This window comes from Marinobacter sp. bablab_jr008 (assembly GCF_016464145.1).
Lineage (GTDB): Bacteria > Pseudomonadota > Gammaproteobacteria > Pseudomonadales > Oleiphilaceae > Marinobacter > Marinobacter nauticus.
The window spans coordinates 136,634-162,483 of sequence record NZ_JACDWW010000085.1; the positions used below are offsets into that span (position 1 = coordinate 136,634).

26 protein-coding genes and 2 riboswitches are annotated in these 25,850 nt (G+C 56.4%); of the genes, 15 read left to right on the forward strand and 11 right to left on the reverse strand.

The genetic code is table 11. The annotated features are described in order from the left end of the window. Entirely contained in the window at positions 1–996 is a 996-nt protein-coding gene (locus tag JIF53_RS17600) for a lipid A deacylase LpxR family protein (RefSeq protein WP_199453687.1), read from the reverse strand. A gap of 103 nt (positions 997–1,099) precedes the next feature. Here JIF53_RS17600 and JIF53_RS17605 point away from each other — a divergent pair, with 103 nt between their 5' ends. Beyond that, on the forward strand, positions 1,100–1,858 hold the full coding sequence (locus tag JIF53_RS17605; RefSeq protein ID WP_199453689.1) for a fructosamine kinase family protein: 759 nt from the start codon (positions 1,100–1,102) through the stop codon (positions 1,856–1,858). Positions 1,859–1,886: 28 nt separating this feature from the next. On the opposite strand, the gene ovoA is transcribed toward JIF53_RS17605, so the two are convergent. Continuing rightward, complete coding sequence (gene ovoA / locus JIF53_RS17610; protein ID WP_199453691.1) at positions 1,887–4,037, reverse strand: 5-histidylcysteine sulfoxide synthase; 2,151 nt, start codon at positions 4,035–4,037, stop codon at positions 1,887–1,889. A 105-nt stretch (positions 4,038–4,142) separates the two neighbouring features. Continuing rightward, the gene (locus JIF53_RS17615) at positions 4,143–4,871 is read right to left on the reverse strand and encodes a TrmH family RNA methyltransferase (protein WP_199453693.1); all 729 of its coding nucleotides are present in this window, start codon (positions 4,869–4,871) and stop codon (positions 4,143–4,145) included. Positions 4,872–5,051: 180 nt separating this feature from the next. On the opposite strand from JIF53_RS17615, the gene rlmE reads away from it, so the two are divergent. The 5 genes from rlmE (at position 5,052) to JIF53_RS17640 (ending at position 8,419) form a co-directional block, all read left to right on the forward strand. Next, on the forward strand, positions 5,052–5,672 hold the full coding sequence (gene rlmE / locus JIF53_RS17620; protein ID WP_199453695.1) for a 23S rRNA (uridine(2552)-2'-O)-methyltransferase RlmE: 621 nt from the start codon (positions 5,052–5,054) through the stop codon (positions 5,670–5,672). 82 nt (positions 5,673–5,754) lie between these two features. Then, positions 5,755–5,841, forward strand: a riboswitch (glycine riboswitch). Next, positions 5,842–5,940: riboswitch (glycine riboswitch) on the forward strand. Between the two features lie 40 nt (positions 5,941–5,980). Beyond that, positions 5,981–6,580 (forward strand): trimeric intracellular cation channel family protein, encoded by a 600-nt coding sequence (locus JIF53_RS17625; RefSeq protein ID WP_206769654.1) that lies wholly within the window; start codon positions 5,981–5,983, stop codon positions 6,578–6,580. A 186-nt stretch (positions 6,581–6,766) separates the two neighbouring features. Then, positions 6,767–7,483 carry a substrate-binding periplasmic protein gene (locus tag JIF53_RS17630; protein ID WP_199453699.1) on the forward strand — a complete coding sequence of 239 codons (717 nt, stop codon included), beginning with the start codon at positions 6,767–6,769 and terminating at the stop codon, positions 7,481–7,483. Between the two features lie 597 nt (positions 7,484–8,080). Continuing rightward, a complete protein-coding gene (locus JIF53_RS17635; RefSeq protein WP_199453701.1) occupies positions 8,081–8,236 on the forward strand; it encodes a hypothetical protein in 156 nt (51 codons plus the stop codon). Between the two features lie 39 nt (positions 8,237–8,275). Next, the gene (locus tag JIF53_RS17640; protein ID WP_156509988.1) at positions 8,276–8,419 is read left to right on the forward strand and encodes a hypothetical protein; all 144 of its coding nucleotides are present in this window, start codon (positions 8,276–8,278) and stop codon (positions 8,417–8,419) included. A gap of 88 nt (positions 8,420–8,507) precedes the next feature. Here the strand turns inward: JIF53_RS17640 and JIF53_RS17645 are convergent, their stop codons facing one another. The 3 genes from JIF53_RS17645 to dctP form a co-directional block, all read right to left on the reverse strand. After that, on the reverse strand, positions 8,508–9,818 hold the full coding sequence (locus tag JIF53_RS17645; protein WP_199453703.1) for a TRAP transporter large permease: 1,311 nt from the start codon (positions 9,816–9,818) through the stop codon (positions 8,508–8,510). Beyond that, on the reverse strand, positions 9,818–10,369 hold the full coding sequence (locus tag JIF53_RS17650) for a TRAP transporter small permease subunit (protein ID WP_023008944.1): 552 nt from the start codon (positions 10,367–10,369) through the stop codon (positions 9,818–9,820). Before JIF53_RS17650 ends, JIF53_RS17645 begins: the two co-directional genes overlap by 1 nt. Positions 10,370–10,450: 81 nt before the next feature. Then, positions 10,451–11,497, reverse strand: a complete 1,047-nt coding sequence (dctP, locus tag JIF53_RS17655) for a TRAP transporter substrate-binding protein DctP (RefSeq protein WP_199453705.1) — start codon at positions 11,495–11,497, stop codon at positions 10,451–10,453. Positions 11,498–11,664: 167 nt separating this feature from the next. Here dctP and JIF53_RS17660 point away from each other — a divergent pair, with 167 nt between their 5' ends. Further along, positions 11,665–12,405: an enoyl-CoA hydratase/isomerase family protein gene (locus JIF53_RS17660; RefSeq protein WP_199453707.1), complete on the forward strand. Its 741-nt coding sequence runs from the start codon at positions 11,665–11,667 to the stop codon at positions 12,403–12,405. Here the strand turns inward: JIF53_RS17660 and JIF53_RS17665 are convergent. Beyond that, complete coding sequence (locus JIF53_RS17665) at positions 12,402–13,994, reverse strand: class I adenylate-forming enzyme family protein (protein WP_199453709.1); 1,593 nt, start codon at positions 13,992–13,994, stop codon at positions 12,402–12,404. The two genes, JIF53_RS17660 and JIF53_RS17665, sit on opposite strands and share 4 nt — an antisense overlap. 141 nt (positions 13,995–14,135) lie before the next feature. Between JIF53_RS17665 and JIF53_RS17670 the strand changes: the two genes are divergently transcribed. The 7 genes from JIF53_RS17670 (at position 14,136) to JIF53_RS17700 (ending at position 21,065) form a co-directional block, all read left to right on the forward strand. Beyond that, positions 14,136–14,930 (forward strand): SDR family NAD(P)-dependent oxidoreductase, encoded by a 795-nt coding sequence (locus JIF53_RS17670; RefSeq protein ID WP_199453711.1) that lies wholly within the window; start codon positions 14,136–14,138, stop codon positions 14,928–14,930. Beyond that, on the forward strand, positions 14,930–15,370 hold the full coding sequence (locus JIF53_RS17675) for a PaaI family thioesterase (RefSeq protein WP_199453713.1): 441 nt from the start codon (positions 14,930–14,932) through the stop codon (positions 15,368–15,370). Before JIF53_RS17670 ends, JIF53_RS17675 begins: the two co-directional genes overlap by 1 nt. Before the next feature lie 66 nt (positions 15,371–15,436). After that, entirely contained in the window at positions 15,437–16,639 is a 1,203-nt protein-coding gene (locus JIF53_RS17680) for an acyl-CoA dehydrogenase family protein (RefSeq protein WP_199453715.1), read from the forward strand. A 34-nt stretch (positions 16,640–16,673) separates the two neighbouring features. Continuing rightward, complete coding sequence (locus tag JIF53_RS17685; protein WP_031210154.1) at positions 16,674–17,441, forward strand: SDR family NAD(P)-dependent oxidoreductase; 768 nt, start codon at positions 16,674–16,676, stop codon at positions 17,439–17,441. A gap of 81 nt (positions 17,442–17,522) precedes the next feature. After that, entirely contained in the window at positions 17,523–18,587 is a 1,065-nt protein-coding gene (locus JIF53_RS17690; protein WP_199453717.1) for a phosphotransferase, read from the forward strand. After that, complete coding sequence (surE, locus tag JIF53_RS17695; protein WP_228285613.1) at positions 18,584–19,381, forward strand: 5'/3'-nucleotidase SurE; 798 nt, start codon at positions 18,584–18,586, stop codon at positions 19,379–19,381. The genes JIF53_RS17690 and surE overlap by 4 nt, the downstream gene beginning before the upstream one ends. A gap of 25 nt (positions 19,382–19,406) precedes the next feature. After that, positions 19,407–21,065, forward strand: a complete 1,659-nt coding sequence (locus tag JIF53_RS17700; protein ID WP_199453719.1) for a long-chain fatty acid--CoA ligase — start codon at positions 19,407–19,409, stop codon at positions 21,063–21,065. Between the two features lie 79 nt (positions 21,066–21,144). Here the strand turns inward: JIF53_RS17700 and JIF53_RS17705 are convergent, their stop codons facing one another. The 4 genes from JIF53_RS17705 to JIF53_RS17720 form a co-directional block, all read right to left on the reverse strand. After that, the gene (locus tag JIF53_RS17705; protein WP_058342383.1) at positions 21,145–21,600 is read right to left on the reverse strand and encodes a MaoC family dehydratase; all 456 of its coding nucleotides are present in this window, start codon (positions 21,598–21,600) and stop codon (positions 21,145–21,147) included. Between the two features lie 32 nt (positions 21,601–21,632). Further along, a complete protein-coding gene (locus JIF53_RS17710; RefSeq protein ID WP_199453721.1) occupies positions 21,633–22,394 on the reverse strand; it encodes a class II aldolase/adducin family protein in 762 nt (253 codons plus the stop codon). 126 nt (positions 22,395–22,520) lie between these two features. Beyond that, positions 22,521–23,663: an acyl-CoA dehydrogenase family protein gene (locus JIF53_RS17715; protein WP_199453723.1), complete on the reverse strand. Its 1,143-nt coding sequence runs from the start codon at positions 23,661–23,663 to the stop codon at positions 22,521–22,523. Between the two features lie 10 nt (positions 23,664–23,673). Next, a complete protein-coding gene (locus tag JIF53_RS17720; protein ID WP_199453724.1) occupies positions 23,674–24,870 on the reverse strand; it encodes an acyl-CoA dehydrogenase family protein in 1,197 nt (398 codons plus the stop codon). A 320-nt stretch (positions 24,871–25,190) separates the two neighbouring features. On the opposite strand from JIF53_RS17720, the gene JIF53_RS17725 reads away from it, so the two are divergent. Further along, a complete protein-coding gene (locus tag JIF53_RS17725) occupies positions 25,191–25,715 on the forward strand; it encodes a hypothetical protein (protein ID WP_199453726.1) in 525 nt (174 codons plus the stop codon). The last annotated feature ends 135 nt before the right edge of the window (positions 25,716–25,850 follow it).

The window sequence follows — 25,850 nt, forward strand, 5'->3', positions numbered from 1 at the left end:
TTACAGTGCCCAGCTAAAAGACAGCGTGCCAAAGCTGAAGTTATCCTGGTTACGCTGTTCTTCCCCCGTCGTGGCCCGCAAAATCAGCGCCGCTTGCAGGTTGTCCCACTGCCAGGTGCCGCCCAGGCCTAGCTGGCCGAGCAGGGGGCCTTCACTGAACCGGTAGGGCCCGGAATTGTCCTCCAGATAAGAATAGGCAACGTATTCCGCCCCCAGGCCTATGAATACTGACCAGGCGCTTTTCGCGTCACTGAAAGAGCCGGGTAGCGCGATGGCCGAGGAGCTGCCGGCGTAATCCGGTATAAAATTGGCCGGAAGGTTTCTGCCCATCCGCCAGATCACGCCAACGGTCGCGGAGGTTCGAAAACTGGACAGCAGGCCGGAGCCTACCGCTGAAAACTGTTGTTCAAGGTCGCCGCGTTGCCCCGCTTGCAACAGTTTGCGCCCGTGGGCCGCCTGAAATCCGCCAACCACGTCGGTCCCTAGCTGGTTGTCCCATCCTTTGGGGCGTTCGCTCCCGGTGATTTTGTGTACCCATTTCTGGCTGGCTTCGGCGCCGCTTTCAGGACCAACCACGCCAATGTGAGCGCCGTACCCCGTAATACTGTCAGCACTCCAGCTCCAGAGGGTGCTGCTCAGGGAGAGATGACCGGCGTAGGGGATATCATTGAATTGAGGCTCTTCCTGGCTAATGTCTGCCGGTGTCACCATGAGTTGACGCAGACTGACACTCATTGCATGGTTGTTGTCGGCGTCGCCGACGCCGGGCAGAAATGACAGACTATCTCTGCCCGCCCTTGCAAGTCGGGCTGAGCCTCCGCCGGAGTCTTCGGCTGTATTGGTAAGGTAAGACAGGCGCACGCCATTGGTGTAGCCCCGGTCGCTGCCAGTGAATAGATCGTTGTCCCAGGCAAGGTTGAACTGTTCCGCATTGGCGGAAGCGGGTGCTAGCACGAGTAAGAGGCTAATGCGGGCAAAAAGAGCTCGGATGGGCACTGGGAATGGACTCCGTGAGGGTAGGATGCAAAGTATCTTAGCAGAATCCTGCTACGGTTTTATGGCGCAAACAGATCCATACCCGCGCTAATCAGGAGTCAATATGCACGTTAAAACCAATACCACGGGCTATGCCGATGCGCTGATCTGCGAAGCTGAGGGTCTGGAATCTCTTCGGGACGGGTTGCAACAGGCAGGGGTTGAAGCACTCCGTATTCCGGAAGTTATGGAGGTGAACCAGCACCGACTTACCCTCAGGCGGATTGACTCAGCACCGCCCGACGACAAGTGCCTCACTGCGTTGGGGGAGGGGCTGGCGCAGTTGCACCTGCTGGCTCGGGATCAATATGGCTGGCGCCGCGACAACTTCATTGGCCTGGCACCTCAACCCAATACGCTGACAGATTCCTGGGGCCGGTTTTTTCTGGAGCAGCGGCTGAAGTATCAGGTCAGCCGGATCTCAGATGCCGGGGTGCGAGCCAGGTTCGAGCGCACCCTGGAAACCTGTGGTGCCCGCCTGGCCAACTGGCTGGATCAGCATTGCGAACATCCGAGCCTGCTGCACGGCGATCTGTGGAACGGCAACGTGATGTTTGACCGTAATGGCCCCTGGCTGATTGACCCGGCGGTGTATCAGGGCGACCGGGAGGCGGACCTTGCCATGACCGAGATGTTTGGCGGTTTCGGCGCGGCGTTCTATCGTGCCTACGATCGCGTATACCCGCGCACTGAGGTCTACGCCACCAAGCGTGAAATCTATAACCTGTACCACTACCTCAACCACTACAACCTGTTCGGTGGTGGGTATCTGGGTGGTTGCGAGCGTGGCCTGTCGGCCTTGGCGGCGCTACCAGCCTCGTAAGCAGAAGCTGGTAACGCCGGCATCACACTCAGCTCCTGGCGGGTTTGCGTTCCCACACGGTCACTTCAGACAGCGTGTGCTGGAACTTGTGCTCGGTCTCGCGGATCACGAAGGGCACTTTCCGGGGCTCGCCCACCATCCTGAAGTGCTCTCCCAGGCACTCTCGAATGCCGTCTAGCGTTCGGTGATTTTCGCCATCCTTCTTGAAACCGCCAAGCCATTCCTCTTTCGGGGTGTGTTCTTCAAGCCAGGTATACGGGGAGGCAATAATCAGCAGCCCGCCTTCGTTAATGCGATCGTGGATGCACTCCAGGAAACGACGTGGCCGGTACAGGCGGTCGATCAGATTGGCGGCCAATACCAGGTCATAACCGGAATACTGGGGCTTCAGGTTGCAGGCATCGCCCTGATAGAACGCCACCTTGGCGGCGGTATCTTCGAGATCCAGTTCTTTCAGGGTGCGGGTGTGGTAGCTGACCAGTTCGCCTTCTTCGGTCAGTGAATAACGGATGGCGCCCTGCTCGGCCATCTCCACCCCCAGACGTATGAAGTTGGCAGAGAAATCGACACCTTCAACCTCGTCAAACTGGCGCGCCAGCTCAAAACTTGCCCGGCCACAGGCACAGCCCAGATCCAGCGCTTTCCCGGTCTTTTTGCCGGCCATAGCGTCCAGGGCCAGTGCCGCCATGGTTTTCGGGAAATTGGCGACGCCAAACCAGCTGTCGCCGTAATGGAACTCGGCGTATTCAGTGAGTAGCCGGTCGCTCTCGTAGTAGGCGTTGGGTTGAACAGCCTGGGCCTCGGAGGTGATGTAGCGGAAGCCTGCATGCTGGAAGAAATGCCGACGGAAGGCATAACGGGAGGCCAGCCTTGCTTCGTTGCCACAGGAAATCCAGGAGCCGCCTTTGATCAGATTGTGCTGGCCGTCGAACGTGGGTGTGGTGAAGTCGTCGTACAGTGGATGCACTTTGAAGTTGTCGAACGGATAGGTGGGCGTTTCGGTCCACTGCCAGACGTTGCCAACCACATCGAACCACTGGCCGTGGCGAAAGCGCGTTACCGGACACGACGAGGCACCATGGTCCAGGTGGAGGTTGGCGTTGGCCGGGGATTCACCCACTTCCCGGACGCCGGCTTCGTCACAGAGGCGATACCACTCGTCTTCCGTGGGCAGGCGGATGGGTTTGCCGGTTTGCTCACGTTTCCACTCACAGAACGCCTTGGCCTCGTGATAGTTGACCTCGACCGGCCAGTCCCAGGGCATCTCCACCTCTTCAGTCATCAGGCGCAGTTGCCAGCCATTCTGCCAGCGCCAGAAGGTGGGGTGTTTAGCTGCGGCAAAGCTTCGCCAGGCCAGGCCCTCCTCGCTCCAGTATTCGTCTTGTTGATAGCCGCCGGCCTCGACAAATTCCAGAAATTCCTGGTTGCTCGCCAGGTACTGGCTGGCCTTGAACTCGGCGACGTCGGCCTGATGCTCGCCGTACTCATTGTCCCAGCCGTAAAAGGCATCGTCGTAGGGTTTTCCAATGTGTACCTTGCCAGCGGGAACGGTGAGCAACTCGTTTTCCGGTGCCTCGCCGGTTTCCCGGATGGGCGCCCATTCCGGTTGCGGTTGAACGCGTTCCAGCGCGTGCTGGCGGATGAGCACCGAGGAAGTCTCAAGGTGAATACGCTCATGTTCGATGCCCATCACGATGGGCCACCAGTTACTGTCCCAGTCAATTGGCAGCGAGAGTGGCATGGTTTCGATCAACTCCAGCACGGTCTGGCGCACCTGTGCCCGGTAGTCCAGCACTTCCTGGACAGCGGGCCAGTCGTAGTGATCGTCGTTCAGGTCGTCCCAGCTCATTTCATCCACACCCACCGCGAAGATGGATTCCATGTTGGGGTTGATGCGTTCTTTCAGGATCTTGGCCAGCACCAGTTTGTTCACAAAAAAGGTGGCGGTGTGGCCAAGGTAGAAAATGAGCGGATGCCGGAGCGGGATAGATTTCTGGTAATAGCCGGAGTCATCAGCCAGGCAATCGAACAGGCGCGTGTAGGTGTCGAAGGTGTCTGTGAAATAACGCGCGATTTCCTGGCGTTTGGTGTCCGGGGCTCCCTCGGCCAGATTGGGCGTGCGGGTTAAACCGATGGCATGTTGGCGTTCGAGAATTGCAGTCGGGTTGGAGAACTCCATGGCTGAACCGATCCTTTCAGTGAATGATGTCCTACGGGATTACGTTCCACCATAGGTAACCGGTTCAGCGACTGGCAAGTAAAGGCCGGAATTAATCCGGGGGACTCAGACGCGGTTCAGCTCATAAACCGCCATATTGACCGCGGAGGCCAGGTTCAGCGACTCGATAGCGGCCGCACCGGGGATGGTGTAGGCGTGGGCACCCAGTTCAGTCAGGACTTGCTTCGGCACGCCGCGGGCCTCATTGCCAAACAGGTAGCAGTCCTGGGCCTGGAATTCGGGCGTGGTAATGGCGTCGCCGCCGATGTCCAGGCAGGCGATGCGGGCGTATCGTTGGCCCAGCGTGTTCAGGTCAACCTCGGTTTCCAGCGGTACATGGAATATGGCGCCCATGCTGGCGCGCACCACCTTCGGATTGAATGGATCGACGCTGCCAGGGCTTAGCAGGCACCGGAAACCACCGAACCAGGCCAGCGTGCGCAGGATGGTGCCCAGATTGCCGGGATCCTGCACCTCGTGGAGGTAGATGGCTTTTTCCTTGGGAGCGGTTTGGCCGCTGGCAGCCGCTGGCAGTGGCACCACCGCAAGGATGCCCTGAGGCGTTCTGGTATCGGATAGCTGGGCCATCTGCCGGTCGCTGATGACGTGCGTGGGCCAGGGGCTGGGCCAGTGCTCGTAGGCGCTGGTTACGTACAGTTGGGCGTTGCGCCAGTGGGGCACCTGCTTCGCCGCTTTTTCCAGCTCCAGTACCAGATGTTCGCCTTCCACCAGAAACTGTCCGAACGACTGGCGGTATTTCTTTTGATGCAGCTTTTTGATGTCGTCCAGTTTCACGGTCTGCTTTCCATGGTGCCTGGCACGGCCGGGGCCGGGCGATGATGTTTTTAATGAGGCATGTGATCAGGCGCTATTGTACGGGGGCGTGGCTGGCTTGTCAGGAAGTGGCTGGTTTTTGCGGCGTCACTGGCGGCGGCGTACAATGCCGTTTTTCCCGCAGTGAACAGAAGGCAGGCGATGGCACGCTCGAAAAGCAGTAACCGATGGCTCGAAGAGCACGTAAACGACCCCTTTGTAAAACAGGCGCAACAGGATGGCTATCGTTCCCGTGCCAGCTACAAACTGCTGGAAATCAACAACAAGGATCGGCTGATAAAACCCACGGACCTGGTCGTCGATCTGGGTTCGGCCCCGGGCGGCTGGTCTCAGGTGGCGGCGAAACTGGTGGGCCACAAGGGCCGCGTGGTGGCGTCTGACATTTTACCGATGGATCCGATTGCCGGCGTCGAATTCATCCAGGGCGACTTCACCGAACAGGAGGTCTTCGACCAGATCATGGCGATACTGGACGGGGCCCGTGCCGACGTCGTGATCTCGGATATGGCCCCCAACATCAGTGGCGTAAACGCCGCAGACCAGGCGGCCTCCATGTATCTGGTGGAACTGGCCCTGGATATGGCCTGCCAGGTGCTCAAACCCAAAGGCAGTTTTGTTGCCAAGGTGTTCCATGGTGAAGGCTATGATGAGTATGTGAAAACCGTGCGCGAGTCCTTCGATAAGGTGGTGGTTCGCAAGCCGGATTCGTCCCGGGCCAGGTCCCGGGAGGTGTATCTGGTGGCCAAGGGTTTCAAGGGCTGAAGAGCGCAAGCCGGTTCAGGCAGCGTCGGGGAGTCCCACAGCTTTGCTCGCTCGACGTAGCCAGAAGGTGTGCCTATAATGCGCGCCTTCCGCAGGAGAGTGGGCCGGCTGGCCCCGCCGAAGGCGCAAACTCCCATAAACGCTCAGGCACAGGTACTGCGGGCATTCGATAACGCCGTCTGGAGAGAGACTGTCGACACAGTCCACCGAAGGGGCAAGCGGAGCCGGGCTCTGTAAACTCTCAGGTATCAGGGACAGGGGGAGAGGCCACAGAAACGCAGGAGACCTGTGTGCTGACCTCTATCTATATGATTGCCATTACCGCGGAAGCCATGTCCGGGGCGCTGGCCGCCGGGCGCAGGAACATGGATCTGTTCGGCGTGGCCCTGATAGCCTTCCTGACCGCCCTAGGTGGCGGCACCGTTCGGGACATCCTGCTGGGTAACTTTCCCGTGACCTGGACCCAGCACCCTCGCTACATCTACATGACCATCACCGGTGGCCTGATCACTATCGCCATTGCCCGCTTCATGCGCCACCTGCACCAGCTGTTTCTGGTACTGGACGCCATCGGGCTGGTGGCCTTCACCGTGATTGGCTGCAATGTCGCCCTGAAACTGGGTTACGACACCATCGTGGTGGTGATGTCGGGCATTACCACCGGCATATTCGGCGGCATCCTCCGCGACATCCTCTGTAACCGCACGCCGCAGGTTCTGCGTCACGAACTCTATGCCAGTGTCTCTCTGGTGGTGGCATTGCTTTATCTGGAGCTGCTGAACCAGGGCCTGAGCGAGAACATCACGTTACTGGCTGCCTTCAGTGTTGGCCTGCTCTTGCGCATGGCTGCCATCCGCTGGCAGTTGTCGCTGCCGGTGTTCAGCTATTCGCAGGCGCGCTGGGAATAGGTTTCTGTGTAAAAAACTGGAGTATCCCTAACTAAATAGATGCGGACACGACCGCCGGGATGATTCGCCGCGATATCGACTTTCTCATGGCATCTGGCCAGAATCCGAGCCAAACTGTCTTTAACTGGCGAGGCAGAGTCGGGCAAACGACGGCCTTGCCCGATTAATCAGTCCAACGAGGACCGAATGAGAGTAGTCCTGTTTATCATCACGGCATTCTGGTTCTTCCCGGTTTCCTCCCAAACCCTTCAGATTATGGGTTCGGACGAGGGCTTCCTGCCGTTTTATTATGGCAAAGGTCTCAGCGAGGGAGTTTTGGTCGAGGTGATCAAAGACTTCTCCATGGAGACTGGTATCGAAGCCGACTTCCGCCCGATGGCCCGCAAACGCCAGATCTGGGCCCTGCAACGAGGACTCGCCAACGCGGTTTTCGCCAGCCCGCACTGGATGCCTTTGCCGGACCAAATGCACGCTGTAGGGCCGGTGTTAACCTGGCGCGACCGGGTGTTCGCGCAGCCTGGCATGCCAACGGATTCCTTCGATGATATCTCGGGAAGCATCTGTCTTCGTAGATGGTTTGTATACAGTGACCAGCTCGAGCGGCGGATAGGGACTCAGCTGGTGCGCCATGACGGATACAACACACAGCAGATGCTGCTAATGTTTTTGCGCAAACGTTGCGATTACATCGTCATGAACGAAACGGAGTTCCGGTTTCTGACAATGATGGGGGGCATTGATCCGGAGCGTTACAGCACGGAACTGATAGACTCAGAATGGCCGGTCTATCTTGGGATACTCAAAACCGAGAAAGCTCTCATTGAGGCGGCGGAAGATTTTTTCGCTACCTACTCGATTGACGTAGAGGCCATGTTACCTGAACTGCCGCGGCCGGATCGCTGAAGAGGTTGGCTGGCAAATGTCCATTCGCCAGGCATTCACGCTTTTTGTCAAACGTCGTACCCGAATGTCCGCTTAGCGACCGTAGCTTGTGTTTGTACCTCTGCCAATCGCTGGGGCGCCCACTCCATAGTTATGCTGCTTGAGTTCGACACGTTCTTTTAGCCCGGAAGCCAGCCGTAATTCCCGATGGTGTCAGTACTACCTAGCAAAAAGGTGGGCACTCTTCAGCACCAACGGCCGGCTAAACTATGAGCTCAAGAACACAGCAAGATATCGTCATCAAGCTAATGCGTATGTCGTGTCCTCATAACGACATTGATTAGCCCAAGGGTCGGAAGACGTTATCGAAGAGAGCTTGGCTAAGCTGATGCAAGTGAATCCGGATCTTCTGGTTGGGACGTCGATGGGAAGATGGCTGGCGGGCATTCTGTGAGCCGAAGCCGGTATTCCGGTTGTCGCCATCAATCCTGTGACGGATTCTGCCCACACTTTCACGTCCTGGATAGGCCCGGATGTCGATCATCAGGGTAGGCCTATCAACTGACAGACGAAGTGGTTTCTGGCTACTATTCTTTCACCCGCTGGGGCAGCGGGCTGTTGCTGCTGGATCAGGGGGATGAACTGCTTCCGTGGAATGACACCGTCGGGGCGCTTGGGGATTATTTTCCGGTTTATAGCTTTGAGGGTGGCAGCCACCGGGTTGAGCATATGGAAGAAGCGTTGAAGCTGATTTGGGAATATGTGAAGGATTGAAACCGAAAACCAGGACTGTATGAACGGATAGACCGAACCATGAATTATGACACTCTCAAGCAGTGCCACCGCGATGAGCGAGGCGGCTGCCCCGCCAATCTCAGCCTGCGGGTTCATCGGTCTATGAACTGGCTGCAGCGAGCAGGGCAACTTGAAGACCCCTGGATTGGAGCGGGCAAATAAGTTCCTTTGCTTGTGAGCGACTCTGACAGGTCGATTTGCAATTAATAAAAGCAAGAAGGCCTGAGGTCGTTCAGGCCTTCTTGATATCTCAGAAGAGTAATTCCGGCAACCAGGTTGCGATCTCCGGGAAGATCATGATCAGGATGATCCCAACAATTTCTACCAGCACAAACGGTATGATCGACTTGTAGATATCGCTCATCGTGACCGACGGAGGCACTACACCTTTCAGGTAGAACAGGTTGAAACCAAACGGTGGTGTCTTGTAACCAATCTCCATGTTGATCACGAACAGAATACCGAACCAGATTGGGTCAAAGCCTAAGGCAGTAATAATCGGGATAAACACCGGCAGAGTGATCATCATGATGCCGACAGGATCCAGAACCATCCCCAGAAAGAAGATGATGATCATCATGGCAATGACGGTTCCCCAGGCTCCGCCTGGAATCATGGCCATGATGCTTTCTATCAGAGCCTGGGCGCCCATGCTCTGATAGGCGGAGCTGAATGCGTGGGCCGAAAACAAAATCCACATCGTTAGGCCGGTCAGCTTGAGTGTACGGATCGCGGCTTCATTCAGTACCGACCATTTGAACTCGCCGTAGACCGCTGCTGAAATCAGCGCACCGAGGACACCTATGGCTGCGGCTTCTGTCGGTGTGGTGAGCCCGCCCATGATGGAGCCCAGTACCATTCCCACCACGCTGATCGGCAGGAGAACAGAGCGCAGGGCGCGGAACTTTTCAGGCCAGGATGCCCGGTCTTCTTTAGGAAGCGCTGGTGCCAGGTCTGGCTGCAGGGCGCAGCGGACAACAATATAGAGGGTGGTGAGTACCATCAGCATAATGCCGGGCATAACACCTGCAGCAAACATCTTGCCTACGGATACACCCGTAATCAGGGCATACAGAATCATCAGGATACTTGGCGGAATCAGAACACCCCAGCCGCCACCGGTATTGATAACCCCGAGTGCCATCTGCTTGTCGTAACCCCGGGAGAGCATGGAGGGGAGTGCGATCGCACCCATAGCGACCACTGCCGCACCGCTGATGCCCACCATGGCTGCAAATACCGCACAAATACCCAGAGTACCGATGGCCAGGCCGCCCCGGAGGCCGCCGAACCAGAGATACATCATGCGGTACAAGTCTCGCGCAACACCTGTGCGTTCAAGAATCATTGCCATGAATACAAACAGTGGTATGGCCACCAATGTAAAGCTTTCCATGGTGCCCCAGATCTGGGAAACCACCATGTAGAAGGAGTCAAAGCCCCAGGTGAAATAAAGAAAAACAACAGACACACCACCCAGCACAAATGCCAGTGGCAGGCCAAGCAACAGGAAAAACAGCAGCGAACCAAAGAAAAGAAGCGTCATGACTTCAATGCTCATTATGCTTCTCCTTCTTCAGAATGGCTTTTCCGCTCGGCGGGGTCGTAATAGCTCAGGTTAAATGCGATGGCGATATCCTCCAGCAACCTCACAATGCCTTGCAGCAGCATCAAAACAGAGGCAACAAAGATGGCTCCCTTGGCTGGCCAGATAGGCGGGTTCCAGGCAGAAAAGGAGGTTTCCCGGCTTTCGAACGACTCAGAGGCCATGTCAAAGCTGAACCAGACCAGCGCCAGCATGAAAATGAAAAACAGAATAGAGGTGAAAATGTCGACAAAGCCCTGGGCCCTCAGCTTAAGCGTCGAGTGCAGCAGATCGACATTCACGTGCCCGCGGTGGGCCATGATGTATCCGCCAGACATTACTGCGTATACACCGAACAGCAGCTGTGTCAGTTCATTTGTCCACACCGAAGGTGAATTGAAAAAATAGCGCAGAGCTACTTCAAGTATCAGAAAGACAAACATGGGAAAGACGATCAGGGCTATACATCGGCCAACGTACTCGTTGAGCCTGGTGACGCCTTTCATGAATGCGCTGACTACGCTCATGGCACTCTCCGGGGGACTTGGGTGTGAACTGAGAAAACAGGCCCCGGGGGTTAATCAGGGCCTGTGGTGTTGCGTTTAGGATCAGAGGTAGCCAAGTTCGCCAAGGAACTGCTTGAGCAGGCTCAGAGCCTTCTTGGCCTCATCGCTGCGCTTGGCTTCTTCATCCCACATGCCCTGGGCTGTCTGGGCAAGCTTCTGCTGAACATCTTCAGGCATCACGTTTACTTCAACACCTTGATCAGCAACGGCTTTGGCCAGGGCGATACGCTCTTTGTACAGATACTGGTTGGTGCGGATCCAGAATTGCTCATCCAGAGCCTGTTTCACCACCTGCTGCAGGTCTTCCGGAAGTTTGTCCAAGGCCTTCTGACTGACGATGATGACATCGGTGCCGGCAATGTTCAGCGCAGGCTGAACGTGGTATTTGGCAACATCATACAGGCCCATGCTCGCAGCACCCTGGGCAGCGCCCCAGTGGGCGCCGTCTACAATGCCGGAATCCAGTGCGGTGTACAGTTCACTGCCCGGGATATAGGAAGCGGAAGCACCGGCTTCGGTCAGGAACTTCTGAAGCGCACCGGAGGAACGGATTTTCAGCCCCTTGAAGTCTTCCCAGCTGTTGATGGGTTTGCTGGTAACCATTTCGGTCGGGTAAACCTTGTCGGTTGCCCAGTAAACGCCAGACTTGGCGGCTTCATCCCGCAGCATTTGTTCGAAGCCCATGTTCTGGTGGAAGTACGCGGCTTCCCAAACGTTTCGGAATGCGAAGGGCAGGCCAGAAGCAATGCCGGCCAGGGTCATCTTGTCCTGGGCATAACCGGGAGAAATCGTACCCATTTCCAGAATGCCACGACTCACGGCATTGAAGGTTTCTGTGGCCTTGAACATGGCGCCTGCTTCAAACAGCTGGAGCTTGATCCGGCCTTCAGAGCGTTCTTCGATCACATCCTTCAGTCGACCAAGGCTGTCCTGGTAGGAGCTGCTGGAGCCTGGCCAGTGGGACTGAACCTTCCAGGTGTAGGTTTTTTCAGCGTATACAGGTGCGCTGGCGATAACAGCGGATACACCCAGTGTTAACGCGGATGCATAGGTAGTAAGGTTTTTTCTGAATGTGGCAAGGAAGCTCATAAGTTTGCTCCAGTATTTGTTATAGTTGCATTGCTCGTGTTTCGCAGTGCAGAATATAAGACTGCACCGTGAACTTTTGTTGTTCGACTTTATCACAAGATTTGCCATTTGCAATAGGACGTTTTTCTCCTGTTTCAGAGGGGGAGGGCGACACCCAGGAGATGTACATGATCAAGAAATATAGCCAAGAAAAAACGATCCATCTTGTCATAGATCGTCCGGATAAAAAGAACGCCCTGAACCGAAACATGTATGAGCAGCTGGCAGGTTATGTGCGGGAGGCAAGTTCTGACCAGCATGTGCATGCCATCGTCATCTCGGGTGCTGAAGGTGTGTTTACCGCCGGCAACGATCTTGATGATTTCCGGGCGCGGGCTACGGACGAAAACCCGAAACCCTCTGCCGGCCTTGCATTCATTGAAGAATTGATGGCGTGTGATACTCCGGTGATAGCGGCGGTGGAAGGGTTGGCGATTGGTATTGGCACCACTATGTTGCTCCATTGCGACAGCGTATTTGCGGGGCGCTCGGCCAGGTTCAAAACTGCCTTTGTCGATTTGGGATTGGTGCCGGAGGCTGCTTCAACTGTGACCATGCCATTGCACCTTGGCTCCCGGATGGCTGCTGAATTGCTGTTGCTTGGTGAAACCCTGGATGGCACCCAGGCCGGTGAATGTGGCCTGGTAAGCCGGGTGGTAGATGATGGACAGGCTGTGGATTCGGCCCTGGCCCTGGCGGGCAGGCTGGGAGAAAAGCCCCGAGAGGCATTGCGGGCCAGCAAGCGTTTAATGAAGGCGCCATGGCGCGACCAGGTGCAGCAGGCATTGGAGCGGGAGCGCGGTGTGTTCAGTGAGCGCTTGCGTTCCGACGACTGCCGTAATGCTTTGAGTCGCATGCAGCGCCGTTAACCGGCGCTGTTATCCCAGTAAGGCGTTCTTAGCTCCCGCTTCAAGACCTTGCCAATGGTAGAGCGAGGCAGTTCCTGCCGGAACTCTACGGCACTGAGGCGCTGGGTCTTGCCCAGATGCTGGTTGGCCCAGTCCCGGATTTCCTCTTCTGTTTCCTGGCATCCGGATTTCTTTACCACCAGAGCGAGGGGAGTTTCGCCCCATTGGCTGCTGGGTATGCCGATAACCGCAGCATCGGATACCGCAGGATGGCTGAGGACGACTTTTTCCAGGTCTACGGCGTAGATGTTGAAACCGCCGGAAATAATCATGTCTTTCCTGCGGTCGAGAATATGAACAAAGCCGTCTTCGTCAATGCGGCCCATATCGCCGCTGCGATAAAAGGCAAGTCCATCGGGGCTTTGCCACAGCATCTCCCTGGTCTGCTCCGGGCGGTTTACGTAACCCCGCATCATGGAAATCGCGCGCCCGACAATCTCGCCGATCTCACCCTGAGGCAGCTCCTTGCCATCTTCGCTGACCACCCTTACTTCAGCCCCTTCGGTGGGCACTCCGACGGTATCCCATTTGTCCGGATAGGCAGCGCAGTCGAGGCTGGTGGAAATGCCGCCTTCTGTGAGGCCATAGACCTCCCGGATATTGCCTGGCCAGCGTTTCATGGTTTCGGCGATCACATGGGCCCGGAGCGGCGCACTGGTACAGAGCTTGAGCTTGAAGCTTGAAAGGTCAAACTGGTCGAAGTCCGGAACCGCCAATATGCGCTCAAACTGCACGGGCACCAGCATGGCGTGAGTGACTTTGTGCTGTTCTGCCAGTTCAAGGAAGCGACGGGCATCAAACTTGGCCATCAGCACGAGGGTGCCGCCATAGAAAATGGTCGGTAGCACCGATACCAGGGTGGTGTTGGAGTACATTGGTGTCGATACAAGGTTAACGGCTTCACCGTTGAGCCCGAACCGGCTCATCCTGACCATTTGCCGCTGGCGGAACCGGTAGTCGTGGAGTATGCCCTTGGGAGTTCCGGTCGTGCCTGAACTGTAAATGATGTTGAACGGATCGTTCAGTGTTACCGGCGCCGGGTCTGGCTCGGCGGGAATCGAGCCCAGCCAGTCCTTTAAATGCTGTCCGGCAGCATCGTTGTCCAGCCCGATCACCTCATCGTGATTCAGGCCGGCCCTGAGGCTGGCTTCGGCCCAGATATCGAGGTTTTTACGGGAAACGAACAGGAACCTGGAGCCGCAGTCACGAATCATCAGAGCCAGGGATTCGCCGCTGGCCATACCGGAAAGCGGCACCATGCAGCCACCCGCCACCAGGGTTCCCAGATAGAGGGCCACCATTTCCCTGCTGTTTTCCGACAAGGCCGCAACGCAGTCGCCTTTTTTAAGGCCGGTTTGTCGCAGCTTGTTGGCAATGCGGTTGACCTCATGCAGCAGACCGGCCCAGCTGAGCGCTCCCTTTTCGTCGATGATCGCGGTCTTGTCGCCTTGTCCGCTGGCAAAGGCCTGAATACGAAAACCGATGGCCTCCATGGCTTCGCCGGAGTCAGTGGGAGCGTATACGGGCATTTCGTCAAATTGCGTTTTCATTTTGTCATCCTTTGATGTTGTAGTTTTGCTAGATGAAATTAACTTCCAATTATATTGACTCATAACCGTTGTGCGTGACAAATTATCTGGAAAGCAAAATAGAACACACAAAAATAAATCATGTTAGCGAGGGAGAATTTCATGGGGCGATTTGTTCAGCGAGTGGCAATCGTCACCGGGGCCGGAAGTGGTATCGGGCGGGCAACCGCACTCAGGCTGGGTCGCGAAGGGGCATCCGTTGTGCTTGTTGATGTCGCCGAGGGCGGCTTGCTCGAAACCGAGAATCAGATGGCCGATGGTGTATCTGTGCTGCGTCGGGTGGCAGATGTTGCGGATGAGGCTGCGGTAACTGCCCTGGTAGCCGAAACCATGAAAACCTTTGGCCAGATTGATGTGCTGTGCAATATCGCCGGTATCGCCAGTATTTCCGGAGCCCATCCGCCGGTCACCGAGAACAGTCGTGACGAGTGGGAGAAAGTGCTCGCTGTAAACCTGCTGGGAACCATGCTGACGATAAAGCACGTTGCACCTCACATGCAGGCCCGCAAGAAGGGCAGCATTGTCAATACCGCATCGGTTGCCGGTATTCGTTCGGGGGCTGGAGGCAATGCCTACAGCGCATCAAAGGCCGGCGTGATCAACCTGACCATGACCGCAGCCTGTGACCTGGGGCTGGACAACGTGCGGGTAAACGCAGTTTGTCCCGGGCTGGTTGAAACCGGTATGACTCAGACAGTCTTTGACTATGCCCGGGCACACGAAAAGGCCCACAAGCTCGGCTCCCGTTGTGAGTTGCGCCGTTATGGCGATCCCGCGGAAATTGCTGCCGCCATCCTTTTTCTCGCCAGTGACGATGCCAGTTACATTACCGGTCAGGCCCTGGCCGTTGATGGCGGCAACACAGCGTCCCTCAACCTGCCTGGAATGAAAGTCTGATGAACAACAGTAGTCTGCACATTACCGGTGGCAAAGACTTGCCGGGTTTTCACAACATGCTGGGCTACCGGCAGGTATCGTGGGAAGAAAATGAAGCCGTGATCGAGCTGGAAATCCAGGCGGATCACCTGAATCTGGGTGGTGTGATCCATGGTGGAGTACTGACCTCCCTGCTGGATATTGCCATGGCCGAAGCCGGCACCTACTGCCCCTACCCCGGGCGCATGCGCAAAGCCATTACGCTTTCGCTGACCACCACGTTTACCGGGCAGTGCACCGGGGGCGTAATCCGGGTGACCGGTCGTAAGCGCGCGGGTGGAAGCAGGATTTTTAACAGTACCGGTGAAGTTCACGACGAGCTGGGCAACCTGCTTGCAATCGGTGAGGGCACTTTCCGGATTCGTTCTGGTAGTGAGAAACCTGAAGGCGTTCCCGTCTGAATGCCTGCTAACGCGATTGCCGGCGTTAGTAGCAGTCGCAAATAACTGAACAGAGAGGAAACGGATATGTTCGAGCTGTCTGACAAGGCCAAGAAACTGCAGGCCGAATTAACCGAGTTCATGAATGCCTATATCTACCCGAATGAAGAAAAGCATCACCATCAGGTGGCAACCGCGGAGAACCGCTGGGCACCGGTTCCGATCATTGAAGGGCTGAAAGAAAAAGCGAAGGCTGCCGGGCTGTGGAACCTGTTCCTGCCAGAAAGTGATCTGGGTGCCGGGCTGACAAACTTCGAGTACGCACATCTGTGCGAGATTATGGGCCGTTCCGAGATGGCTCCCGAAGTATTCAACTGCTCCGCGCCGGACACCGGCAACATGGAAACCATTGCCCGTTACGGTAACGCGGAGCAGCAGGAGCAGTGGCTGAAGCCGCTTCTGGATGGAAAAATCCGTTCCTGCTTTTCCATGACAGAGCCGGACGTCGCTTCCTCTGACGCAACCAACATTGCTTGCGAGATCCGTCGGGACGGTGACGAGTACGTTATCAACGGTCGTAAGTGGTGGTCTTCAGGTGCCATGACCACCACCAGCAAGATTGCCATCGTTATGGGCAAAACCGATCCCACCGCTCCCAAGCACCAGCAGCAGTCGATGATTCTGGTGCCACTGGATGCACCCGGGGTGAAAATGATTCGCCCGCTGACGGTATTCGGTTATGACCATGCGCCGCACGGCCACGCCGAGATTCACTACGACAACGTGCGTGTACCGGTCAGTAATATCCTGCTGGGTGAAGGTCGCGGCTTTGAAATCGCCCAAGGGCGCCTCGGGCCGGGCCGTATCCACCATTGCATGCGCACCATCGGTGTCGCCGAGCGTGCGCTGGAGCTGATGTGCAAGCGCGCGAATGCCCGTGAGGCCTTTGGTCGCCCGCTGTCCGAATTTGATTCCATCCGGAAAGACATTGCCCGTAGTCGCATCGACATCGAGCAAGCTCGCCTGATGACCCTCAAGGCTGCCCATATGATGGATACCGTAGGCAACAAAGTGGCCCGTCAGGAAATTGCCATGATCAAGGTGATTGCCCCGAGCATGGCCCTGAAGGTCATCGACCGCGCAATACAGGTGCACGGTGGTGCTGGCGTCAGCCAGGACACCTTCCTGGCGTCGGCCTGGGCGAAAGTCCGTACCCTGCGCCTGGCAGACGGCCCGGATGAGGTTCACCTGGATTCCGTCGCCAAACTTGAATTGCGTCGGTACCGCTGAAACAGCTGTTACCCAGAGTAATAAGGATTCGGAAATGACTAATCCATTATTTGATATGACCGGGAAAGTGGCTGTTATCACAGGGTCCACCAAGGGCATTGGCCGGGCCATTGCCGAAGAAATGGCCCGCTGTGGCGCCCGGGTTGTGATCTCCAGCCGTAAGGCTGAAGCCTGTGAGCAGGTTGCCAGTGAAATGCGGGCCCAGGGCTTTGATGCCATGGCCATCGCTTGCCACGTCGGTAAGAAGGAGGACCTGCAAAACCTGGTCGACAAAACTAACGAAGCCTGGGGCACCATCGACGTTCTGGTTTGCAACGCCGCGACCAACCCGGTGTATGGTCCGACCGCGGAAATGACCGACGACGCCTGGGACAAGATCATGGACACCAACGTCAAGGGAACCTTCTGGCTCACCAATATGGTGCTGCCACAGATGGCCGAAAAGGGCTCAGGTTCTGTGGTGCTGCTGTCCAGTATTGCCGGTATTCGCGGCAACACCACTATCGGCACTTACGGTGTGTCCAAGGCGGCAGAAGCTGCCCTGGCGCGCAACCTGGCCGTTGAGTGGGGGCCGAAGGGTATCCGTGTGAACAGCATTGCGCCGGGCCTGATCAAGACCGATTTTGCCAAAGCGCTTTGGGAGGACCCGGTTCGCGTAAAGCGGGCAGAAGACAAAACCCCGCTTCGGCGCATCGGTGATCCGATCGATATTGCCGGCCTGGCTGTTTTCCTGGCGACCCCGGCCAGTGCCTACATTACCGGGCAGGTGATTGTTGCCGACGGTGGTGAAACCATCTGCTGATACCGGGAAACCGGAACACCCCTGCCGCCGGGCACCTGTCTGGCGCCAGGGGTAGCCAGAACATAACGACAAGAGATAATCATGAGCATGACTCCAGAGCTGGTAGCGGTTCTGCCAGCCCACAAATTCGATGAAGCCCGCCTGCTCAACTGGCTTCAGCAGGCATTGCCGGAATTCGGTAACCAGATGGACGTGAAGCAGTTTCAGGGCGGGCAATCCAATCCCACCTTTCTGCTGGATACCGGCAACAGGCGTTATGTACTGCGGAAGAAGCCCCCGGGAAAGACGCTGCCTTCGGCTCACATGGTGGAGCGGGAATACCGCGTTATGCGCGCGCTCGCTGAACACACGTCCGTTCCGGTACCCAATGCTCGCGAACTGTGTGAAGACAGTGAGGTCATTGGCACTCCCTTCTACGTGATGGATTTTCTGGAAGGCAGGATTCACTCCCATTCAGCACTCAAAGAGCTGGAGCGTGAAGAGCGAATGAGGGCTCATCACTCAGCCATCGACACGCTGGCAGCTTTGCACTCTGTGGATGTCAACGCTATTGGCCTGGCAGATTACGGCCGCCCGGAGGGTTATGTGTCCCGTCAGGTGGCTCGCTGGAGCAAGCAATATCTCGCATCCCGGACGGATGACCTGCCGGCCATGGACAAGCTGATGTCCTGGCTGCCGGAGAACCTCCCGGCCAGGGACGAGACTTCAATTGCTCACGGTGACTACCGGTTTGGCAACCTGATGCTGGCACCGGATCGCCCGGAAGTAATCGCGATCCTGGATTGGGAGCTGTCGACTCTCGGGCATCCGCTGGCAGACCTTGCCTATTACTGCCTGCCATACCACCTGCCTGCTGATATGCCCGGTATGCGTGGCCTGAATGGCGAAGATCTGCAGGAGCTCGGTATACCAAGCGAGCAGGAAACGATTGCACGGTACTGCGCGCAAACCGGCCGGGACGGTATCGATGACTGGCACGTGTTCCTGTCGTTCTCATTATTCCGGCTGGCGGCCATTCTTCAGGGCGTTTACAAGCGGGCTCTGGATGGCAATGCTGCCAACGCCAATGCGCTGGAGGTTGGCAAGCGTGCCAGCCTGCTGGCGGATATTGGCTGGCAAATCGCTTGTGAAGGTCGGAAGCCATGAGCGGAGAAGCGATGATGCACGGAAAGATTGCCAATCGAATTCTGATTACCAACGATGACGGCATCAATGCGCCGGGTATCGCGATCCTTGAAACCATTGCCCGGCGGTTGGCCGATGAGGTTTGGGTTGTGGCGCCGGAACATGATCGCAGCGGAGCTGGCCAGAGCATATCCATTCACAGTCCGTTACGGGTTTATCAGGTTGGGGCTAATCGTTATTCGGTGTCTGGCACGCCGGCCGATTGCGTGTTGTATTCCCTGGCCGAGTGGTTCGGGGAAACACCGCCAGACCTGGTGCTATCCGGTGTGAATTGTGGTGCGAACATCAGTGATTCGGTCCAGTACTCCGGTACCGTTGGTGCGGTACTGAGTGCACACCACATGAACATTCCGGCCATTGCGCTGAGCCAGGCTTACCTGAACCGGGACGACGTCCGCTGGTCGCCGGTGGAAACCTTTGCTGAAGCTGTCATTCGCAGACTTTACCGCTCCGGCCAGGTTCTGGCGTGGAATGTGAACTTTCCAGCCTGTGAAGCGGCCGATATTACCGCAGCCCGATGGTGTCGGCAGTCCAACGGCTCTATCCAGAAGCCAACACTGGTCGCTGGCCGTGATGCGCGCAGCCTGCCTTACTGGTGGCTTGGTTTTGACCGGAGCTCACGCCACATTGTGGAGCCGGATGCGGATGTGACCGTACTTCGTGAAAAAGCCGTTGCCATTTCACCGTTACGCCATGACGAGCCCTTGCCCGGGGCTGTTGATTATTTTGATTTGTCCGCTCAAGCGGTTGACTGAATTAACCCAGGGGGAGAACAAGAATATGTTTACACGCCACTACAAGGTTTGGCCAAAAGATCTGCCCAAAACCATGACCCTGCCGAAAACCAGTCTGTACACCAACCTGGAAGTCTCGGCACTGCGCTATCCGGACCACAATGCCATCGTTTTCTACGATGCGCCCATGACCTATGCCCGGCTTAAGCGAGAAGTCGATACTATGGCGGGTTACCTGCAGGCCCAGGGGGTCAAGAAGGGTGACCGGGTCCTGCTTTATATGCAGAACTCCCCGCAGTATGTGATCTCCTACTATGCCATCCTGCGGGCCGATGCCGTGGTTATTCCTGTGAATCCCATGAACCGCGCGGCGGAGCTTGAGCATTATATTTCGGATACTGGCTCCACGGTGTGCATGGCGGGCCAGGAACTGGCGGGCTTCATCGCGCCGTTGATTGGTGAGACCAACCTGGAACAAGTGATTGTTGCGTCTTACAACACCTACATTAACCCGGAAACCGACCTGACGTTGCCGGCTGAAGTTGCTGCGCCCGCGTGGTCCAGAGATATACCGGGAGTGGTTACCTGGGAGGCGGCCCTGGAAGCCGGACACAAGCCCGGTGAACATACTGCCGGCCCGGATGACCTTGCCGTTATTCCGTACAGCTCCGGTACCACCGGGGCACCCAAGGGCTGCATGCACACTCACCGGTCGGTAATGGCGACAGCCGTGCACCGGGTATTCTGGAACCTGTCTACGCCCGATGGTGTGCAGCTTTCCACGCTGCCATTCTTCCATGTAACTGGTATGACGGGCTCCATGAACGGCCCCATCTTCTCGGGTGCCACTTCCGTCATCATGACCCGTTGGGACAGAACCACCGCGGCGCGCCTGATTGAGCGCTACAAGGTCACCGGCTGGACCAATATCGTCACTATGGCGGTGGATTTTCTGTCAAACCCGGAGCTGGGTAACTACGACATCAGCAGCCTGAACATGATCGGGGGTGGTGGTGCCGCGATGCCTGTTGCGGTGGCGGAAAAGCTCAAAAAGCTGACAGGCCTTGATTACATCGAAGGATACGGTTTGTCTGAAACCATGGCAGCTACCCACATCAACCCCGGTAACAACCCTAAACCGCAATGCCTGGGGATTCCGGTATTTGATGTTGACAGCCGGATTATCGATGTCGACACACTTGAAGAAAAAGGCGTGGGAGAAACCGGCGAGATCGTGTCCTGCGGGCCTCAGGTCACTCTGGGCTACTGGAATCGACCCGTGGATACCGAGGCCTCGTTCGTCGAAATCGATGGTAAGCGTTTCTTCCGCACCGGCGATCTGGGTTACTACGATGAAGATGGTTACTTTTTCATGGTGGATCGGGTCAAACGCATGATCAACGCGTCTGGCTTCAAGGTCTGGCCGTCTGAGGTAGAAGGGTTGATGTACCGTCACCCATCCATCCACGAAGTTTGCATTATTTCTGCCCCGGACCCCAAGCGTGGTGAAACGGTCAAGGCTTGTATTGTACTAACGCCTGAGGCTGAAAACACAACAACCAAGGATGACATCATCAGTTGGTGTAAGGAGCAAATGGCGGCCTACAAGGTACCAACCATCATTGAATTTGTTGATGAGTTGCCAAAATCACCGACCGGAAAGCTGATGTGGCGGACACTTCAGGAGCAGGAGTGGCAGAAGTAGCCTGCACAACACTGGAAGTTAGGAAGGCGGCCCCCCCCCACTCTCAGGGCTTGCCGCCTTTTTGCACTGACCGGAAGGCTCAGACCACGTACATGGCCAGATTTTCCAGTACGCAGGCTGGCTTGTCTTCGTTCCTTATTTCCACCACGGTCTGGTAGGTGGCCAGCAGGCGGTGATCATCCACCTGCTTCAGGGATGCCAGCTCAACCCGGGACCGGATATCCGAGCCAGCCTTCACCGCCGCCGGAAAACGCAGCTTGTTCAGGCCATAGTTGATGGTGGCTGAAGTACCGGTCACCTTGATGACCTCGCTGTTGAGCTTGGGGATCAGTGATGCCGTCAGGTAGCCATGGGCTACCGGGCTCTTCCAGGGTGACTCCCGGCTGGCCCGGTCGACATCCACATGGATCCACTGATGGTCGCCGGTGGTTTCGGCAAAGGCGTTTATCATGGCCTGGCTCACGGTTACCCAGGGGCTGTGGCCAATCAGCATGCCCTGATAGGCTGCCAGTTCATTAATATCAACAGTAATCATAGGACCTTCCTGATAGTGGATTGATGAAGGGCTCAAACGTTGTAGCCAGGAGACCTGGCATCAAGCAGTCTCAGAAGGGCGGGCCAGGTAAGCTTTGCTGCCTTGCCGAGTGAGCCTGATTGATCCGCCGTGGTGTCGATAGCCTGTTGGGTTGGCATGTATACCGGGCCACAACTCTGCGCTTTTACCTGTATCTCGCAGGCCTTCATCAGGAAGTAGAGGTAAGTGAAGGTTTCGGGCACATCGTGGCCCACGGTCAGAATGCCGTGGTTTCGCAAGATCATCATGGATTTGTTACCCAGATCCCGGATCAGGCGCTCCCTCTCATCAAGGTTGAGCGCTACGCCTTCATATTCGTGGTAACTCAGGTGCTCAAGGCACAGCATGGCGGTCTGGCTCAGGGGCTGGAGGCCATCACGGTGGGCTGATACTGCAACACCATCTGCTGCATGCAGGTGCATGACGGCTCCTGCATCTTCACGCCCCATATGTACGGCGCTGTGGATGGTAAACCCCGCCGGGTTAACCCTGCGCAGCCCGCCGGCTTCCACGACTTCGCCATTCTGGTCGACTTTCACCAGGGATGAGGCAGTCATTTCATGGAACAGCAATCCGTAGGGGTTGATCAGAAAGTGATGATCAGGGCCGGGCACCCGGGCCGACAGATGGGTGAACACCAGGTCGTCCCAGCCAAACAGGGCTACCAGTCTATAGGCGGCAGCCAGTTCGGTTCTTATTTTCCATTCGGCTTTTCTCAGATCAGCCTGCATTTCGTCCGGATGGTTTTTTGTCATGATTGTTCCTCCGTAGAGATTTATTACTCAAGGTTATTCCAGGCATAAAAAAGGGGTGGCATAGGCCACCCCGAAAGAGGGTCCTGACTGAATGTGGAGGCAGACCCAAGGTTCACTGATTCAGTATCAGTTGGCTTCCAGCAGAGCGGCATAGCGCTCAAGATGGAAGTCATCATCGCCCAGCTGGTGGTTGATCATCACCAGGCGCTTGGCGTAGTGGGCAAAGTTGTATTCCCAGGTCATGCCGATACCGCCGTGTGACTGAACGCCCTTTTCGGAAATAAACTGGGCGCTGCGACTAATTACGTTTTTAGCGGCCGCAATTACCCGACGGCGCTCGTCGCTCTGAGGCTCATCAGCCACACTGGCGGCAAGGATGGCCATTGAACGAGCCTGCTCCAGTTCGGACATCATGTCAGCCATCCGGTGCTGAAGTACCTGGAACTTACCGATGGGCACGCCAAACTGCTTGCGCTGCTTGAGGTAGTCCAGGGTCAGGTCACAGGCGACTTCCATAACGCCGACCGCCTCACCACACAGAGCGGAAATGGCACGGCCAACCTGGTATTCAATAGCATCGGCCGCTTCGCCTTCGCTTCCCAGCAGAGCGTCTGCACCCACCTTGACATTGTTCAGGAGCAGGTCGCAGCCCTTGGCGCCGTCAATAGTCGGGTAGCTGCGACGCTCCAGGCCATCAGCGTTGGCGTCGATGACAAACAAGCTGATGCCAGAGGCATCACGGCTGCTGCCAGAGGTGCGAGCAGAAACCACCAGCAGGTCGGCACTATGACCACCGATTACGACCGCTTTGCGGCCGTTAAGAACATAGCCGCTGTCGGTTTTCTCGGCGGTGGTTTCTACGTCATTTGTGTTGTAGAAGCTCTGGGGCTCCTGCAGGCCAACGGCAAGCTGGGTTTCGCCTGTTGCAATGCCCGCCAGCCACTGTTCTTTCTGCTGTTCATTGCCGGCCTGGCTAATCAGCCCGCCGCCCAGAACCACAGACTGAAGGTACGGCTCGATGCACAGGCCGCGGCCCAGCTCGGTCATCACGCTTTGAACTTCAACACCGGTGCCGCCAAAGCCGCCAAGTTCCTCGGGGAATGGCACAGCCATCAGGCCCAGTTCGCCCAGTTGCTTCCAGAAACTTTCACTGAAGCCAAGTTCGGTTTCGCTGTATTCCAGCCGCTTTTCAAAGCTGTATTCACCGCGAACCAGACGAGCCACGGTGTCCTGCAGCATTTGCTGCTCTTCGTTGAGTCGGAAATCCATGGTCGCCTCCTTAAAGTCCCAGAATCATTTTCGAAACGATGTTCTTCTGGATCTCGTTTGATCCACCGAAAATAGACAGCTTGCGGTTGTTGAAGTAATGGGCAGCCAGAGGAGCAGCATCCGGGTCAGACAGGAATTCGCCGTCATAGGCCTGGTCCATCTCTTCTTCAACAAACGGAATGGCGTAAGGCCCGATCGCCCGGCGTGCCAAGTCGTTGATGGCCTGGCGAATCTCGGTGCCGCGCACTTTCAGCATGGAACTTTCCGCTCCCGGAACGCCGCCGCCCTCTACCGAGGCAACAATTCTCAGGTTGCTGATCGCTGCTGCCATCAGGTCGATTTCGACCTGCGCGATACGTTGGCTGAAGGTCGGATCCTGAATCAGGGGTTTGCCGTTCTTCACCCGACGGCTGGCCAGCTGCTTGAGGTGTGTCAGCGCTGCCTTGGACAGGCCGATGCCGGCCAGGCCGGTGCGCTCGTAGGTGAGCAGGTACTTGGCATAGGTCCAGCCTTTATTTTCTTCACCTACCAGGTTTTCGGCCGGAACCTTCACGTCTTCAAAGAAGACTTCATTAACTTCGTGCTCGCCGTCCAGAGTGATGATCGGACGAACGGTGATGCCCGGGGTATTCATGTCGATCAACAGGAATGAGATGCCTTCCTGCGCCTTCACTTCTGTGTTGGTGCGAACCAGGCAGAAGATCATGTTGGCGTGCTGGCCCAGCGTGGTCCAGGTCTTCTGGCCACTAACGATGTAATGGTCGCCTTCGCGTACAGCCCGTGTTTTCAGGGAAGCCAGGTCAGAACCCGCGCCTGGCTCGGAATAACCCTGACACCACCAGTCTTCGCCGCTCAGAATCCGGGGGAGGTATTGCTGCTTCTGTTCTTCGGAGCCGAACTTGATGATGACCGGAGCCACCATATTTACGCCGAAGGGAATGGAGCGGGGCACGCCGTAACGGCAGGACTCTTCATCCCAGATGTGCTTCTGGACCGGTGTCCAGCTGACACCCCCGTACTGTTCCGGCCAGTGCGTGGCGTACCAGCCTTGCTCGCTGAGAATTTTTTGCCACCGCTGGTGGTCTTCCTTGCTCAGCTTGCGAAAGCCTTTCACCTTAGCTGCGATGTCCGCAGGCAGCTTGGCATTCAGAAATGCGCGAACTTCGTCGCGGAAAGCCAATTCCTCGGCTGTGTAATTCATGTTCATAGGTAACCCTCACCGTGCTCTTAGCGAAAATGTATACCGCATAGCAGAATTGCTCCATGATCCATCAACCAAACGGTGGATGTCAATGCTAACGGAATCAACTGTCAAAAAAATGCGCCGTTGTAGACGTGCAAAAAGATAAATGGACTTGTTGATATAAAAATCTTCATCTATATTCGGATGCGTGGAAGATGGTGCTGCATAATGAAATGCAAACAACCAATAGTTCCGCTGTGCGGAATTATTGCGGGAAGGTATGTGCCAGTCCCGTAGATTTAACAATAAAGACGCTAACCAACTCCGATGCGAGGTTTTTCAAGATGACAACAACAACCCGTTTTGCCACCCATCCGCTGGTCCGTGCCGTAGCCCTGGCTGGTGCACCTCTGCTGATGCTTGGCTCGGTAACTGCCCAGGCGCAGAGCAACACAGAACTGGAAGAGCTGCGTGAGCGCATCCAGGTTCTGGAAGGAAAGCTGGAAGGTGCTGTGTCGACTGCCCCTGAAACGCGGGACGATAGCCGTTATCTGTTGCGTGATGGCAAAGGCATCAAGATTGGTGACACCACGATTTCATTTGGCGGGTTCATCAAGGCCGATGTGATTTTCGGATCCAACGGTAATGGAATCAGCAACGGTTACTCCATTGGTTTGCCCCGGACGCTTGCCAAGGCGGCCAATGAAGGTGAAAGCGACTGGAAAACAGGCTTCTCTGCTCGTGAATCTCGTATCAGCATTGGTACCAAGACCGAGGATGTTGCCGGCCATGATTTGACCACGTACATCGAAATGGATTTCAACACCGCGGCTGATGCTCCCGGCAATGAAGTTGTCTCAAACACCTGAATCAGTGACTTCGCTCGCCAATATACCCGTCAAGCCCACCTCTGCGCCAACAAGAGGCGATAACTGGGTGAGATTCTGACTTTGAGGTCAGGAAGCAAAGAGCGGGAGCAACCGATGGTCCGATATTGGTTGATA

Excerpts from the sequence above, each read along its gene's own strand:
- JIF53_RS17605 (WP_199453689.1), top strand. The coding sequence starts at position 1,100 with ATGCACGTTAAAACCAATACCACGGGCTATGCCGATGCGCTGATCTGC.
- ovoA (WP_199453691.1), bottom strand. The coding sequence starts at position 4,037 with ATGGAGTTCTCCAACCCGACTGCAATTCTCGAACGCCAACATGCCATC.
- rlmE (WP_199453695.1), top strand. The coding sequence starts at position 5,052 with ATGGCACGCTCGAAAAGCAGTAACCGATGGCTCGAAGAGCACGTAAAC.
- JIF53_RS17625 (WP_206769654.1), top strand. The coding sequence starts at position 5,981 with ATGATTGCCATTACCGCGGAAGCCATGTCCGGGGCGCTGGCCGCCGGG.
- JIF53_RS17630 (WP_199453699.1), top strand. The coding sequence starts at position 6,767 with ATGAGAGTAGTCCTGTTTATCATCACGGCATTCTGGTTCTTCCCGGTT.
- JIF53_RS17640 (WP_156509988.1), top strand. The coding sequence starts at position 8,276 with ATGAATTATGACACTCTCAAGCAGTGCCACCGCGATGAGCGAGGCGGC.
- JIF53_RS17645 (WP_199453703.1), bottom strand. The coding sequence starts at position 9,818 with ATGAGCATTGAAGTCATGACGCTTCTTTTCTTTGGTTCGCTGCTGTTT.
- JIF53_RS17650 (WP_023008944.1), bottom strand. The coding sequence starts at position 10,369 with ATGAGCGTAGTCAGCGCATTCATGAAAGGCGTCACCAGGCTCAACGAG.
- dctP (WP_199453705.1), bottom strand. The coding sequence starts at position 11,497 with ATGAGCTTCCTTGCCACATTCAGAAAAAACCTTACTACCTATGCATCC.
- JIF53_RS17660 (WP_199453707.1), top strand. The coding sequence starts at position 11,665 with ATGATCAAGAAATATAGCCAAGAAAAAACGATCCATCTTGTCATAGAT.
- JIF53_RS17665 (WP_199453709.1), bottom strand. The coding sequence starts at position 13,994 with ATGAAAACGCAATTTGACGAAATGCCCGTATACGCTCCCACTGACTCC.
- JIF53_RS17670 (WP_199453711.1), top strand. The coding sequence starts at position 14,136 with ATGGGGCGATTTGTTCAGCGAGTGGCAATCGTCACCGGGGCCGGAAGT.
- JIF53_RS17675 (WP_199453713.1), top strand. The coding sequence starts at position 14,930 with ATGAACAACAGTAGTCTGCACATTACCGGTGGCAAAGACTTGCCGGGT.
- JIF53_RS17680 (WP_199453715.1), top strand. The coding sequence starts at position 15,437 with ATGTTCGAGCTGTCTGACAAGGCCAAGAAACTGCAGGCCGAATTAACC.
- JIF53_RS17685 (WP_031210154.1), top strand. The coding sequence starts at position 16,674 with ATGACTAATCCATTATTTGATATGACCGGGAAAGTGGCTGTTATCACA.
- JIF53_RS17690 (WP_199453717.1), top strand. The coding sequence starts at position 17,523 with ATGAGCATGACTCCAGAGCTGGTAGCGGTTCTGCCAGCCCACAAATTC.
- surE (WP_228285613.1), top strand. The coding sequence starts at position 18,584 with ATGAGCGGAGAAGCGATGATGCACGGAAAGATTGCCAATCGAATTCTG.
- JIF53_RS17700 (WP_199453719.1), top strand. The coding sequence starts at position 19,407 with ATGTTTACACGCCACTACAAGGTTTGGCCAAAAGATCTGCCCAAAACC.
- JIF53_RS17705 (WP_058342383.1), bottom strand. The coding sequence starts at position 21,600 with ATGATTACTGTTGATATTAATGAACTGGCAGCCTATCAGGGCATGCTG.
- JIF53_RS17710 (WP_199453721.1), bottom strand. The coding sequence starts at position 22,394 with ATGACAAAAAACCATCCGGACGAAATGCAGGCTGATCTGAGAAAAGCC.
- JIF53_RS17715 (WP_199453723.1), bottom strand. The coding sequence starts at position 23,663 with ATGGATTTCCGACTCAACGAAGAGCAGCAAATGCTGCAGGACACCGTG.
- JIF53_RS17720 (WP_199453724.1), bottom strand. The coding sequence starts at position 24,870 with ATGAACATGAATTACACAGCCGAGGAATTGGCTTTCCGCGACGAAGTT.
- JIF53_RS17725 (WP_199453726.1), top strand. The coding sequence starts at position 25,191 with ATGACAACAACAACCCGTTTTGCCACCCATCCGCTGGTCCGTGCCGTA.